Raw genomic sequence first — 14,873 nt, forward strand, 5'->3', positions numbered from 1 at the left:
CCTATCAGATCGATAAAATCGGTATTGCAGTAAAAGCTGCGCTGAAAAAGTCTCCGGCAAATTAGATCACAGCGGCAAATGCTCTGTCGGTCTTAGAAGTTTGGGCATAAAATCCTTATACAAACATTTGTCCCATCAGTCTGTTCAGCATTTCAGTCCCTTTTATTTCGGTTTCAAAAAGCGGTACAACACTCCTTACCCTGTCTCCAAAGACATTCCAGATAGTAGCCATATGTTCGTCCTGCATTTTAACACGATTATGCACAAACTCAGCAGCGCCTTCGGCTACCTGATCCTTCTGTATGATACCGTTAACAAGCACACCACCGACAGGTATGCCAAATTCGTAAAACCAGTTGATAAACCTCGTAATAACAGCTATGGGAAGCGCTTCAGGCAGAGTTGCAAAAAAGAAAGCAGTAAGATTATCGTCTGTGAGAAGACTCTGCGCTTTTGCCATTCTTTCTCTAAAGCTCAAGAGATAGTCCATAAGAGGGTCTTTTTCTTTTTTCTTTGAAAAAGAAAGGGCTTCCCTCAATGAAGTTGCTTCATCCCTGCTTTTCAGCATCTTTTCAACCCATAGCGAATAGACCTTCGACATACCCAGAAGCCTTCTTGCATTCGCAGTAGGCGCGGTATCAAAAACATAAAAGTCATATTCATCTTTGAACATAATATCAGTCATATTTTCAAACATGGCAGATTCTTCGAAGGCAGGATTCATAGTGGCAGATTCTACAAACTCATCCGCCTTTGTCGAAAGGTCTGCGAACCTTAAAAACCAGTTGATCTTTTCACGGATTTCATTTTTTGACCGCTCAATTGTATCGTGTGTGTCAATCTCAAAGGCATAACAGAGTTTTTCATCACATACATTCACAGCCTTTCCGAAAACATCCTGTCCAAAAAGGTTTGAGAGACTGTGGACCGGATTGGTAGAGGCAAGGAGTGTCTTTTTCCCCTGCTTGGCTGCCCATATGGCGGCAGCACCGGCCATAACCGTTTTCCCTACCCCTCCTTTGCCGCCAAAAAATATGTATTTCAGCTTCGGGTGATCCTTCATATATTTTGTCATGCTCGTGGTTATCTGATCCATTGCGGAACTCCTTTATTACTTCTTTGTTCGGGCTTAGTCAAACATGCGTTCTGCCAGCTTTTCAATCATCTGCAACCCTGTTACATCACGCTCCATCTCAGGAACATAGGCAAGTATCTGGTTTTTAAAGGTATCGTCAATAACCTTCAAATAATGATCTTGCATGGTGAGGCGGTTTTTCAGGTACTCAGGGATTTGCTGGTTTTTCAGTTCCTCCGGTAAAACACGGTTCACAATGTAACCGCTCAAAGGGACATCGAATTTTGCAAAAAGGCCTGCGGCCTTCAGGGTATCATTAATCACCATCTCCTCGGCAGTTACCACGAAAAAGAAGGCAGTCCGTTCTTTATCGGTGAGTATCCCGGATGATTTGTTAATACGGTCTTTGATATAGAGCAGTTCATTCAATATGGCGTCTTCTTCTGCATTTTTCTCGTGACGCATCACGGCAGCCACCTGATCATATTCGCGCATCTGCTGGCGCAGACCGGTAATCTTGCCGATCCATTCATCGTAAACGGATGCCATGCTCAAATAATATAAAGCATGTCCCAGGGGCACAAGATCATAGATGTAGTAGTCAAAACCGCCTTTTACCACGATATCAACAACCTCGTCAAAAATGGCGCTCTCTTCCATGGCCGGCTCTGCCGCTGCTGCCTGTATATAGCTTTCAATCTCTTCAGGGATTTTGTCCATACCGTACATATCGAGTATTTTCTGCCTTATTTCCTGTTGATATTCCTTTACCCGCTGGTCAGCATCTATTTCCTGCGCATAGAGGTTCGGCATGATCTCTGTGGGACCTTTTCCAAAAATATCTTTCTTGAAAATATCGCTTAATGATGCCTGAGGATCAACGGAAAAAACAAGAACGCGCTTGCCCTGTTTTGCCAGATAATAGGCAGTTGCGGCAGAAAATGTTGTTTTGCCGAGACCGCCCTTGCCGCCGAACATGATGTAACGTCTGTCCGGGTACTGTTCAAATATCTTTGTTAGAGAAATGGGAACCACCCCCTTTTATAAGAATTTCAAATTTAAGATTTCAAATTATTAAGCCAATGCATCGGTTAAATCTTTTTCCCTCAACATTCTTCTCTTCCAGGTTGCAATCTGGGGTACAACATATGGAAGCAGTCTCAAAGAATAATACGGCGGCAGAATAGGAACGCCAAGCATATCGCCCATAGTAATAAGAATGAAAAGATGCTCCATGCTTGCCCTTGTTTTCAGGGCAAATCTCGCCGAGTCATGCGCAGCCACACCGTATACAAATTCTTTAACAGCCTGAAAGAAACCGCCTTTTTTTTCTTCGTCTCCCATGATGTATCTCCTTTATTAATTTTGTATCGCTATCTTTTATAGCGCATTTCCAAATAAATTGCCTGCATTAATTTAAGACTTTGCCGGCGATGCCTGTGCCTTCATTACTCTGTATCTGTTAAGCGCTTTAATGCCTTCCACGCCAAGAATAATGGCTGCAATAACAAGAAAAAAACCTACAAGCCCCATGAGGGTATTGCCTATAAGAGCCTCTCCTTTTACCGTCCCTGAAATAACTTTATTCAGCAAACTGTAAGATGTATAAACAAGGGCTGCAATGGTTGTGATAAACATAAAGATCATCGGGTAGAATGTCCAGGCAGCTGGTTTTCCTTCAGACATTAACCAGGCTGTTACCAGTAAAAGTGCAAGGGAAGCCATAAGCTGGTTTGCCCCTCCGAATAGCACCCACAGATATTGCCACCATCCTGTTAAGACAAGTACCATGCCGAGGACACACGCAATAAACGTTCCCACATGGGTGTTTCTGAAGACAGGGCTTATGTCGCTCAGCAATTCCGAAGTTGCCACCCTCATAAAACGAACCACAAGCTGCATAATAGTAATAGCCAGAACAACCATCATAACGCTGCCGTAGGAATTACCCAGATTTAAAGGCAGGCCCAGGGCGCCCATAAATTTCGCGACTCCTCCTGCAAAGATGACACCGGGGCCCTTTGCAATTGCAGCCCCGTATTCGGCCGGGGATGCGTAAATTGTTCCGGCAATAATAAGTGCAAATAATGCGAGCATCATCTCGACAAACATAACCCCGGCGCCTACAGGCCGTGCATCCAATTCATTTTCCAGTTGCCTCGCTGTGCCGGAGCTTGATACAATGCTGTGCCATCCGGAAACAGCCCCACAGGCAATGGTAACAAACATGATAGGCCATAAAGGACCGACCTTTATCGAAAAATCTGTATATGCAGGAAGGGTAAAATTCGGATGAATGATAAAAACACCGATCATCCCGAAAAACAATCCGAGAAAAACAATATATGACGCAACATAGTTCACGGGGAGCGCAAATCTCCAGATGGGCAATACCGCCGCAAAATAACAAAAAACAAAGGCCGCAATCGCCCATAAAATTCTACTGTTGGAAAGGTCTGTACCAAGTATTTTATCAGAAGGCGCGATTGTGCCGAGATATATTCCAAGAAGGGCAATAATTACTGTAACAGCGGTTGTCAGGATAATATCGCTTCTCCACCGGTAGATCATCTGGCCTGCAAGGACGCCTGCAATAGTTAAAAAAAGCCAAGCCATAGGAGCTGCTTTAAGCCCGATGGCAGTACTTACCACAACATTTCCGAATGCTCCGGCGATGAGAAGCAGATAGAAATAAATAAACGCAAGGAGTATAACCCGGGCTCTCGGTGAAATAAGCTTATGGCTTAACCCTCCGAAAGAAGCGCCTTCGTTTCTCATTGATATTGCTGCACTTGAATAATCCTGAACCCAGCCGATAAAAAATGCCCCGGCAAGTATCCATATCAACGCGGGAAGCCAGCCCCACTGAATTGCGATAATGGGACCGATAATCGGCGCTGCTCCGGCAATTGACTTGAACTGGTATCCGAAAAGAATATTTTTGCTGGTAGGCATAAATTCCACGCCGTCCATATACATTTTTGCAGGAGTAGTTCTTTTCGGATCAGCTTTGATAATCTTTGAATCAATATATTTTGCATAATAATGATAACCGACAAAGGCAACAACAAAACCAAGAATCAGGACAACAACTGCGTTCATAGCTACCTCCCCTTTTTAGCTTCATTTCAATGTTTCTTCAGAAACAATCCTGTTCTAACAACATTATAGGCAATTCAAAGCAATCTCAAGTTCTTCTTTGAATTTCAACCCTGATTGCTCTCTCAGGTTTATTCATGAGAGGAACTACGAATTGTCTCTTAGGAGATTATTCTATATTTTTATAACCTTGAAGATTGTTAAGTCAAACAAAAAATGGACATGTTCTGCATAGATTTTAAAATACGGATTATTCGCCTTTTAAAATATACGTTTAAAAACGTTGTCTTATCAAATTTTCACATTCGTTAGTTTTATTTTTGTATTTTAACTTAATCGTTAAGCCCCCGACTCCATCTGAGAGTAAGTTACTGGTCAAAATCCGAGGGAACGATCATCATTTGAATTTATCTACCTTTATTGATAATCATATGAATTGTAGTACTATCCAGTCAGGAGATTAGAAAAACTGCTTAGATTTGTCAATTATTTATTGAATAATTTTTTGAACATTGATATCATCCATAAAACCATATAATAATTTTGTCTTCGAGGGCGCTTTGGATCCTCGACAATCGCGCGTATGCAGAGTATTCGCTTTTTTGGTGGAATATAATCGCTTACGATCCGGTTCCGTCTGACGCTGGTGATATGCAAAGAGGAAAGAGCATGAAGCATTTTCGGATCACATTCGGATTTCTTGTTGTATTGACACTAACTATTTTTATTACCGCAACTTCTCATGCCGATGATGCTGACTTGGCAAAATTGTTTCAAGATCGTGGGGTAGAGGGCACTATTATCATCTCGTCACTTGACGGCAAAATGAACTATGTCCACAATAGTCGTCGTTCCGAAACCAGATTTATACCGGCATCAACATTCAAGATTCCCAACACGCTCATTGCCCTCGAAGAAGGAGCCGTCAAAAACGAAAAGGAAGTCATCAAGTGGGACGGAAAAGACAAGGGATTAGATGCGTGGAACAAAGACCAGAGCCTTGAAACGGCCTTTCCTCTTTCGTGCGTCTGGTTTTATCAAGAGCTCGCCAAACGTGTCGGCAACGAGAATTACTTAATTCAGCTTAAGAAGCTGGAGTATGGCAATGAGAAGACCGGCCCTGATGTGACTACTTTCTGGTTAGAAGGTGACCTGAAGATATCTGCCAGGGAGCAGATACATTTCCTCAAAAAACTCTATGAGGAGTCGCTCCCTTATAGCAAAGGCAATATAAAATTGCTGAAAAAAATCATGATAATCGAGGAAAACCCGCAATTTACCATCAGGGCTAAAACAGGTTGGGCTATGAGAACTGATCCCCAACAAGGCTGGTATGCAGGATACGTGGAAACAAAAAGACAGGTATGGTTTTTTGCAACAAACCTTGAGATAAGAAAAAAAGGCGATGATTCATTCCGTAAAGAGATTACGATGGCGGCTCTGAAAGCAAAAGGAATACTATACAGATAATTCTCTCCACCAATAAATAAATGTTTCATTCGCCCTACCCTGCCCTCAATAATAGAATAAATCCCATTAGAATAGGCAACGGCGTAAACCTCTTTTACACTAATATCTTAAAAAAGGATTGAAAAGGATCGAAAAACAGAGCAGTATTTATAAGTGACTGAAAGCAACCGGGCATTGCCCCACATCCTCATTGTAAAATCCTCAGCCGGAGCAGGGAAAACATATAATCTTGCCCTCAGGTACCTGCAGCTCCTGCTTCTGGATAAAATAGCAGACTTACCGATAAAAACACACATCTCAAATATTGTCGCCATTACCTTCACCAACAAGGCTGCCCACGAGATGCGTTCCCGCATCATAGAATGGATGAAACGAATAATCCTCGATCTGCCCTTTGAAAACTCATCGGACCGACCCGTAGATGAAATATTGAAAAACATGTCAGGAGTAAGCGGCAATGGAACAAGAGATTTAAAGTCTCTTGAAGATTCAATCAGAGAGACAATTGAGATAAATTTTGAGGCTTTGATTAAAAATTTCTATGATTTCAACGTAAGCACCATCGACAGTTTTGTGAATCTCACTCTTAAGGCCTCTGCCTTTAAACTGAATCTCATGCCGGATTTTGACATCTCTCTTGATTCTGCCGTTTACATCGATATTGTTCTACAGGAGTGCCTCCAGAAGATACTTGAAGATAATGCCGTGCGTGAGAGGTTTGATCGTTTTTTAAGGAACTATATCGAACTGGAAGGCGAGAATGTAACCTGGATACCCAAGGACTTTCTCCGGGATATTATATCCGGCTTTTGGCGTGAGGAAGCCAAGGAGAACGCAAGCTTTATTTATAAGGCAAATATATCGCATATAGAGCACATCAAAAACCGCATAGAAGAGGAAGTTTCAGGCTTGGCTTCATATCTCAAAGCCACTGAGGGGATGAAACCTGACAAGAGGTTCATCAATGCCCTTGAACAATTCTCTATTTCAAAGAAATCCGAAATTAAACTGAGTAATTATTTTTTACGGCAGGCCCTCGGAGCATCTCTGAACAAAGGCAGTGCTCAACCTGATAGGGAGCATGAGGATTTGTGGAAAGATATACTCCTATCGCTTTCAATGTTTTTTGAGGCAGTCTCGGAATCAAAATTTTCTTCTTATGTGGATATATATCTGCTCTTTAAAAAAGTGCTCAGCAAAGAAATCACGCACGACAAAAGTCTTGTCCTGATAGAACAACTGAATACACTGTTGCAGCAGATATTGGATAAAGAACATTTTATACCTGAAATATATTATGCACTTGCAGAGCGTTATTCCCATTTTCTCATAGATGAGTTTCAGGACACGAACCACCTCCAGTGGAAGAATGTGGAAATACTTGCAGAAGAAGCCTTAAGCAGAGGAGGCACTCTATTCCTTGTGGGCGATAAAAAACAGGCCATATACAGATGGCGAGGCGGCAAATCCGAACTGGTGGATGAAGTAGCTCTGAAGTACAGTGCCTATCCTGTTTACGAATTCAGGCTTACAGAAAACTATAGAAGTGATGAATACATAGTAAAATTCAATAATATTGTTTTTGACTCCGCTAACCTCAGGTCCCTTATAGAATCTGCTGCCCTGGAATATTCTGCTGAAAATATGATGAAGGTCATGGAAACATATACCGATGCCGCCCAGAGATTCATCAGTTCCAAAGCAGACAAAGGATACATCCGCATTGAAAGGATTGTCGAACAAACAGACGTTCAAGAACAAGAATCAGTAAATGATAATTTCAGTTCCCTCTCCAAGGATGAGAAAAATGAGATTATAGAAGACAGATTCCGGCAATTGATCCGGCGAATAAAGGACAACGGCATTTTTCAGGAAAAGGACATTGCCGTTCTTGTGAGGAGAAAGGAAGAGGCACGTTTTATCGTCAGGACGCTCCTTGAAAACGGTTTCAGCGTCGAATCGGAATTTACCGTAAATGTAAAAAATAATCCTCTTATAAAAGAAATGATCAACTTCCTGGACTTTATCAATACCCCGGACAACGATCTTGCTTTTGCAGGTTTTCTGACGGGCAGCATCTTTCAGAACAGAATATCCCTGCCTGAAGGCGGGATCATCCAATGGATTGAGCGTATCAGGATAACAGGCAATCCAGGCTATCTCTATGAGGCATTTAAACAAGTCTATCAGGCTATCTGGAATGAATATTTTGAATATTTTTTTAAACGCGCGGGATATCTGCCGCTGTATGAACTCGTTGTACTCTTCATGAAAAAGTGGCGGATACTGATAGACTATCCGGATGATGCGCCTTATTTTATGCATGTTTGCGAACTCATAAAGGCAAGAGAGGCACTTGAAGGCAATAACCTCAATAAATTTCTGCAATTCTGGAACGGAAATACAAGTATATTCTTCCGTGACAGCCAGGAAGTAGAAAAGCCCTTTCTTTTAAATACCTTTGAAGGAACAAATGCCGTTAAAGTTATGACAATTCACAAGGCAAAGGGCCTTCAATTTCCTGTCGTTATCCTGCCATTTTTTAAGCTCAATGCTTTTGGTGTTTCAGATTCGAGGGACAAGACAAAATATTTTGTAAGAGAAAAAGAAGATATGCATCTCCTGTATATAAAAAAGGACTTTACAAAATATTCACAAAAGCTTAAGGATATTTATCAGGAAAAAGAAGCCGAATACCTCCTTGATGAACTGAATAATATGTATGTCGCCTGCACACGTGCCCAGAAAGAACTCTATATATTTCTCGGAGACTCAAAAAGGCAGAAAAACTATTTAATTGATTACTTCTTTAACGTGGAAGATCTGAAGACATATGTAAATGGCGATGTCATTGAAATGGGGAGGCAAACAGACACAGTACCGGCAAGCGACAAGGATCAGGGGGCAATAAGCGAAATAAACTCAGATGCCTCAGAACCCTTATTCCATGACCTGGGAGATGACATAAAATGGATGGAGAAAATCGGCACGAAGCTTGAAGCAGCGCCAGGTTTTTTTAAAGAGCAGTTGTTTGCAAAAAAGAAGGGCGATATCATTCACTATATACTTTCTCTGATTATAAGATTGCCCGATCAATGTGAAGAATTTTTAAACACATGCATATCTTCCGGCATAGCAAGATATACATTTCACCCTTATGCCGATGAAATAAAGAAAATGATATTCAATATCTTTCTGAACCCTGAATTCAAGAGGTTCTTCCAGCCCGAAGAAGACACGCTGGTATACACGGAAAAGGAGATCATAGACAGCCGCGGCAATACATATAAAGTCGACAGAATAACAATAACAGATGACTGCATCGAAATTGTAGATTTTAAGACAGGCGAAACTCGCTCAGAAGAACACGCCCGGCAGATCATGCAGTATGCCGGACTTATTGAAACAATACATCCGGACAAGGCGATAAAGAAATACATCCTCTATCTTGATGAGGGCAAAATACAAGAAATATGAAAAAGATATACTCCATACCATTCGGCTGTGATTTTATTGATGTACTGAAGGATTTTATCCTTGGGCGCAGTAAAGACATATCAAATGTTGCCGTTGTTTTTCCCGGCAAAAGACCGTCTCTCTATCTTAAAAGAAGACTTGCGGAACACTTCCAAAAACCTTTTTACGGCCCGACATTCTTCTCCATAGAGGAATTTATAGATTATATCGTGAAGCATAGATATGACGACTTTTCGGACATTGAATATTCCGATGCTATCTGGCTGCTTTATCAATCGGTTCGGTCATTAAAGGCCTTCAACAACCATGCCTTGAAGAATAAAGGTTTCGGTGAATTCTTTTCCTGGGGACGATACATGCTCGACTTCATCAACCAGCTCGATATGGAAAATATCCCGAATACAAAGCTCCTTTCTCTGGAAAACAATGCAAAGATCGGATACGACATCCCTGAAAGCATAAACAAATTGCTGATGAACATCAGCATTTTAAGGGAGGAATTTCACGCATCGCTTAAAGAGCAAAAATGCTTTACCACCGGGTTAAAACATCAGTGTTCGCTTGAGATTATTGAAGAGATTGATTTTAGTGAATTTGAAATGATCTGTTTTGCAGGACTTTTTGCAGCAGGAGAGGTGGAGAAAAAACTTATTAAGACTATCTGCGAGAAAGGCAAAGGGGAAATCATCATAGAAGGCGTTCCCGAAGAATGGCCTGTATTAAAACAGTTTGTTTCATATCTCGGTGCGGACATCGAACAAATCGAGTGCCAGGCCGCAGAACCTTCGCAAATAGCAGTCTATGCCGGATTTGACACCCACTCTGAGATTATGAAAGCACATGAAATACTGAAGACAGTCAATTCAAAAAAAACTGCCCTTGTTCTTCCTTTGTCTGAATCACTTTTTCCTCTTCTTACCTTTGCAATTGACAGAATTGACACAAAATACAACATTTCCCTGGGATACCCCTTTTCGAGGACGTCGGTCTTTGATCTGATTTCAAACATGTTGAATGCCCAGCTCACAAAGCGAAAAGGAGGCCTGTATTCAACAGGCAGTTACCTCCAGTTAATTCTCCATCCCTTTATAAAAAACCTTGAATCATTGGAAAACGTGAGGTCACTCATCTACTATATTGAAAAATCGCTGACCGGCGATATCAGGAGTATCGTCTCAGGCAAACCCTTTATCAGGCTGGAAGAAGTTGATTCTATGCTGCAGGGGAAAGAATCAGTAACCGGCAATGAGCATAAAATCCTGAAAGAATTACATGAAATGTTTTTTCAAAATATTGAGAAAGCGGATAATTTATTCGAAATGTCCGAGGCACTGGAGAAGTCCCTTCAGTTCATTCTCGCATATACGCCCCTTCGCTCTTACGTGCTTTCAGGAGAGATATTCAAGCTTTTATACGAATCCCTTGAACACTTGAAACACGCTCGGTTCTGCAAAGAAACCCTGCACCCTGATCAAGAAGAAAATAAAAGAATACTATGTGACTTTATACTGCATCATCTGAAAACAATTAATCTGCCTTTTGAAACAAAACCGATTGAGGATCTGGAGATCATCGGCGTTCTCGAATCGAGAAACATCGCCTTTGACACTGTCATTATGCTCGACGTGAATGAAGGGATCATGCCTCAGCCAAAAAAAATAGACCCTCTAATACCGCTTGGCATATACGAAAAACTCGGCATTCCGTCGCCGGAGTTCAACGAAGAGATATACCGTTATTACTTCTACCGTCTTATCAAATCGGCAAAAGATGTGCACATTCTCTACATTGATGCGGAAGACAAACAGCGAAGCAGATACATTGAACAGATTATCTGGGAACATGAGAAACTAAAAAGACAACTTAACGTCATTCCCATAGAACAGGCAGTCAATAAAGTCAATCTGAGACCCGGCACATCCCTGCCTGAAATAAAAAAAACCGACATAGTGATGCAAAAACTTAAGAATATGGTCTGTTCACCCTCTGCAATAGACAATTATTTAAAATGTCCAACACTCTTTTACTATAACAACATCCTGAATTTTGAAGAAAAACGTGTTGTAACAGAGGATATAGACGTAATGGACAGGGGCAATCTGATCCATCGGATTCTCTTTGATACTTTTAAGGTTTTTATGAATAGAGAGATCAATCCTTTGAATTACGACGATATACTCACTGAAATGCAGGAGGAAATTGAAAATTCTTTTAAGGACAAAGTGGTTACGGGCGATTACTATCTTTTTAAAACACTGGCAGGCTACAAACTGGAGGGGTTTTTAAGGAAAAATATAAGGAATGCATCCGGGCCGTTCATCATTCGATACCTCGAAGAAACAGTGAGAGGCGATTTAAGCACAGGGGATGTACCCGTTCGGTTCAAAGGCAGGATTGACAGGGTCGATCTCTCCCCCTACAACAGGGAATACACGATAATTGACTACAAAACAGGAAATACAAAACAGTATTCGCAGAATATTCTGAAAAAAACAGATTTCAGTTCCATTGAAGATATCCATGAGAATGTTGCATCCTTCCAACTGCCTCTTTATGTTTATCTGTTTCAGAAGATGTTTTCAGTGCCGATTGAAAACATCAATGCAAAGCTGATACTTCTTAAAAACAATGAAGAGAACCTCTTGTTTGAAGACAACCGGGATGTTGACAGAGAATCTGTGCTTGATATGTACATACATGGCGTTAAAACAGTTTTAACGGATTTGCTGGACAGCTCAAAACCCTTCAAACCCTTTGATGATGATCTATGCGGCACATGTCCATTTAATGGGCTCTGCCGTCAATAAACCTCCCCGCAGCAAAAGCTGTGAGGAATCCATTGATTAAAACCATTGTAAAATTCTAAAATTCTCCTTCATTATAATTGCAAAATTACCTTGTAATTTTGCAATCCACTTGATAGTATGTTTTTATGGAATACAAAAAAAGGAATATATCGGAAATTCTGTCGCTTAAAACAACGAAAGAACAAATAATTGTGCTTACCGGTGCACGACAAACCGGAAAAACCACTTTATGTGAAGGAATACTTCCCCGGCAGCTTAACATGCCGTACACGTATATATCCTTTGATGACCCCGATGAACGATTGCGCTTTCAAAACACTGGTATAACCATTCTGGAGTCCATCAAAACTCCGCTGGTAATCCTTGATGAAGTACAGAAAATACCGGTTTTGTTTGACCAGCTAAAATATGTAGTCGATAAGCAAAAAAGGACTGCCGGCAGCCAAAGAAACATCTTCATACTGACGGGCTCATCGCAACTCATTCTACTTAAGAATATAAAGGAGACTCTTGCAGGAAGAACCGCATTAATGCATCTTTACCCTTTTTCTCTATCAGAAGTTCTCGAATACAGTAATTTACCGCTACTTTCAAAAATATGGTCGGAACTAATTCTGACAGATCAGGATATAACACGGTGCAATACAATCTCTCCGGAGGAATCCAGAATTATACTAAAGAAAAGGGACGAACACCAGACATGGGGAGGGTACCCTCCTGTCTGGGAAAGATCAGAAGAAGCGGACAGGATAAACTGGCTCAAAAATTATAGAACCACCTACCTGGAAAGAGATATATCTGATGTGGGACAGGTGGCCAACCTGGACAATTTCGCAATGGTACAAAGATTATTGTGTGCCAGAACTGGTCAAATGCTTTCGCTCAGTGAAGTTGCCCGTGATCTGGCGCTGGCGGTGAACACCGTTAAACGTTACGTCAGTTTGCTGGAAATGACGTTTCAATGTTATCTTGTGCCTCCGTACTATACAAACATCGGGAAACGCTTTGTTAAAAGCCCCAAAATATATTTTCCTGATGCAGGTTTGAATAGAGCCATCCTGGGAGAAATGACCACATATTCCGGGGCATCGTATGAGAGCTGGATTTTTTCTGAGCTGGTAAAATGGAAGCAACTTCAACCGGTGGAACCGGACATCTTTTTTTATCGCACCACAAGTGGAACAGAAGTGGATTTCCTGATAGCAGGTGAGGGTCTCATATTACCAGTAGAAGTAAAATCCTCAACCAAAGCAGCCTATGCTGACGGACGCAGCCTTGAGTCCTTCATGCATGACAACGATCAAATCGCCCCTCTCGGCCTTATAGCATATAAGGGGAAGACCATAATTGAAGTAAGAAAAAATATCTGGGCTGTTCCTGACTGGTTTTTGTTCGGGGGCCTGTCCTCTGCCAGGGGGGCGTGAGGAAAAAGAATCAAAAACATTGTCTCTCGCAGAGACCGCAGGGTAAGCAGAGAAAGGCAGGTATACATGTGAGCTGTATCCTGAGGCTAACTGATCCTGCTCACATTTCATGCCCCTTCGGGGCAAGAAGCAATTTTACCCGCAGGGTGTGCGGGTTTGCCGGAATGAATCATTCTCTCAATTCCGGCAAAAATAAGTTTCAGCTCTGCGATCTCTGCGTACTCGAACGACCATATGGGAGTGGGCGTGAGGGTAAAATATTTTAAAGCTTTGTCTCTCGCAGAGACCGCAGGGTACGCAGAGAAAGGCAGATAGACTTAACGGAATTCAAATAAAGGGGGATTAATATGGCAACAAAGAAAACAGTTGAAAGTCCGGAATTTATGTACCTGCCTCTGGAGAGCATTATAGTGGAAGAACAGGTTCGCTCAGGGATCGATACGGAGAGTGATTCCTTCAAGGCACTTATGGAATCGATTAAGGACCGGGGTGTTCTTGAGCCTGTCCTTGTAACTCCTAAAGACGGCAAGTATCTGCTGCTCTGCGGGGAACGCCGTTACCTTGCAACTCAGAGGCTGGGTTTAGAATCCATCCCTGCTCGTATCGTTAATATAATCACCCAGAAGGATGAGATACTGGCTTATCAACTTACGGAAAACCTTCAAAGAGAAGATCTGAATCCCACTGATCAGGCTAAAGGGATATTGGCGTATATTCAGGCAAAACTTCCCGATAAAAAGTATGATGTGGAAGGGGTTATGAACGAACTTATGAGCTATAACCGTAGACCAGATTCAGTATCTGAGGAAATTGCGGCAACATTTGCCGCAATTCTTGAAATCTCCGGAAAGTCAATAAGGACGCTGTTTAACGGGCTATCACTTTTAAAACTTCCTCCTGATATTCAGGCCGAAATCAGGTCAGGAAATCCCCCTCTTTCCCAGGGATATCTCTTCGCTGCCAACCTCGATTGTCCTGATTTTATGGAAATATTTACCGACATTTTAAAAACGCCGGTGACCTATAAATCTTTAGAAAGCAGACTCACCGCATACAAAAAAGTCAAACCTGCACCGACTAAAACAAAACCCATAACTGTAATGAAACAGGTTAAAAGTATTGCATCAATAAAAACAGATTTTGAAAAGGGTATTGGAACCTATATACGGGAAGATGTTGAAAAATATCTCTATGAACTTCAGGTTTTCTGTAATTATGTACAACAACAGATGTTTATAACCCCATACGGGAAGAAAAGACCGCCACAGTTGTGAAGAGTAAAAAAAGTAAAAAGCAAAAGGCGAAAGGTAGCCGCGGCTTTAGCATGCGCAAGTAAAAAAGACAGGGTAAGGGTTGTGAAGGTGGCACGTATTATGCCGTTGGAGTAGCCCCCGTTTTAGCCGGACACTCATACAACCAAAATAAGTTGTAGTAATAGCCATAGAGTTATTACTATAATCAGGAGGAAGGTGACGTATGAGTCCGATAGAGATCATTACATCAGTTGAGAGAAGAAGGTAT

Annotated in this window: 10 protein-coding genes; 6 read left to right on the forward strand and 4 right to left on the reverse strand. The window is 41.6% G+C overall.

The genetic code is table 11. The annotated features are described in order from the left end of the window. Window positions 1–115: 115 nt before the first annotated feature. From NT010_08930 to NT010_08945, 4 genes are all read right to left on the reverse strand, one after another. On the reverse strand, window positions 116–1,096 hold the full coding sequence (locus tag NT010_08930; GenBank protein MCX5806171.1) for a TRC40/GET3/ArsA family transport-energizing ATPase: 981 nt from the start codon (window positions 1,094–1,096) through the stop codon (window positions 116–118). A gap of 33 nt (window positions 1,097–1,129) precedes the next feature. Then, a complete protein-coding gene (locus NT010_08935; GenBank protein MCX5806172.1) occupies window positions 1,130–2,110 on the reverse strand; it encodes a TRC40/GET3/ArsA family transport-energizing ATPase in 981 nt (326 codons plus the stop codon). 39 nt (window positions 2,111–2,149) lie between these two features. Beyond that, complete coding sequence (locus tag NT010_08940; GenBank protein ID MCX5806173.1) at window positions 2,150–2,419, reverse strand: hypothetical protein; 270 nt, start codon at window positions 2,417–2,419, stop codon at window positions 2,150–2,152. A 72-nt stretch (window positions 2,420–2,491) separates the two neighbouring features. Next, window positions 2,492–4,177, reverse strand: coding sequence for a hypothetical protein (locus tag NT010_08945; protein MCX5806174.1), 1,686 nt, complete (start codon window positions 4,175–4,177; stop codon window positions 2,492–2,494). 666 nt (window positions 4,178–4,843) lie between these two features. Here NT010_08945 and blaOXA point away from each other — a divergent pair. The 6 genes from blaOXA to NT010_08975 all read left to right on the forward strand — a co-directional run bounded on the left by blaOXA (window position 4,844) and on the right by NT010_08975 (window position 14,626). Then, entirely contained in the window at window positions 4,844–5,644 is an 801-nt protein-coding gene (gene blaOXA / locus NT010_08950) for a class D beta-lactamase (GenBank protein ID MCX5806175.1), read from the forward strand. 153 nt (window positions 5,645–5,797) lie between these two features. Beyond that, the gene (locus NT010_08955; GenBank protein ID MCX5806176.1) at window positions 5,798–9,121 is read left to right on the forward strand and encodes a UvrD-helicase domain-containing protein; all 3,324 of its coding nucleotides are present in this window, start codon (window positions 5,798–5,800) and stop codon (window positions 9,119–9,121) included. Then, a complete protein-coding gene (locus tag NT010_08960) occupies window positions 9,118–11,928 on the forward strand; it encodes a PD-(D/E)XK nuclease family protein (protein MCX5806177.1) in 2,811 nt (936 codons plus the stop codon). Before NT010_08955 ends, NT010_08960 begins: the two co-directional genes overlap by 4 nt. A 125-nt stretch (window positions 11,929–12,053) precedes the next feature. Next, on the forward strand, window positions 12,054–13,352 hold the full coding sequence (locus NT010_08965) for an ATP-binding protein (protein ID MCX5806178.1): 1,299 nt from the start codon (window positions 12,054–12,056) through the stop codon (window positions 13,350–13,352). Next, a complete protein-coding gene (locus NT010_08970) occupies window positions 13,349–13,618 on the forward strand; it encodes a hypothetical protein (protein MCX5806179.1) in 270 nt (89 codons plus the stop codon). Before NT010_08965 ends, NT010_08970 begins: the two co-directional genes overlap by 4 nt. Window positions 13,619–13,699: 81 nt before the next feature. Beyond that, a complete protein-coding gene (locus NT010_08975; GenBank protein MCX5806180.1) occupies window positions 13,700–14,626 on the forward strand; it encodes a ParB/RepB/Spo0J family partition protein in 927 nt (308 codons plus the stop codon). The last annotated feature ends 247 nt before the right edge of the window (window positions 14,627–14,873 follow it).

The sequence above is a fragment of the Pseudomonadota bacterium genome (assembly GCA_026388275.1).
Taxonomy (GTDB): domain Bacteria; phylum Desulfobacterota; class Syntrophorhabdia; order Syntrophorhabdales; family Syntrophorhabdaceae; genus JAPLKB01.

What these genes read in the sequence shown, in the direction of transcription:
- NT010_08930 (MCX5806171.1), bottom strand. Translation starts at nt 1,096, where the DNA reads ATGGATCAGATAACCACGAGCATGACAAAATATATGAAGGATCACCCG.
- NT010_08940 (MCX5806173.1), bottom strand. Translation starts at nt 2,419, where the DNA reads ATGGGAGACGAAGAAAAAAAAGGCGGTTTCTTTCAGGCTGTTAAAGAA.
- NT010_08945 (MCX5806174.1), bottom strand. Translation starts at nt 4,177, where the DNA reads ATGAACGCAGTTGTTGTCCTGATTCTTGGTTTTGTTGTTGCCTTTGTC.
- blaOXA (MCX5806175.1), top strand. Translation starts at nt 4,844, where the DNA reads ATGAAGCATTTTCGGATCACATTCGGATTTCTTGTTGTATTGACACTA.
- NT010_08960 (MCX5806177.1), top strand. Translation starts at nt 9,118, where the DNA reads ATGAAAAAGATATACTCCATACCATTCGGCTGTGATTTTATTGATGTA.
- NT010_08965 (MCX5806178.1), top strand. Translation starts at nt 12,054, where the DNA reads ATGGAATACAAAAAAAGGAATATATCGGAAATTCTGTCGCTTAAAACA.
- NT010_08975 (MCX5806180.1), top strand. Translation starts at nt 13,700, where the DNA reads ATGGCAACAAAGAAAACAGTTGAAAGTCCGGAATTTATGTACCTGCCT.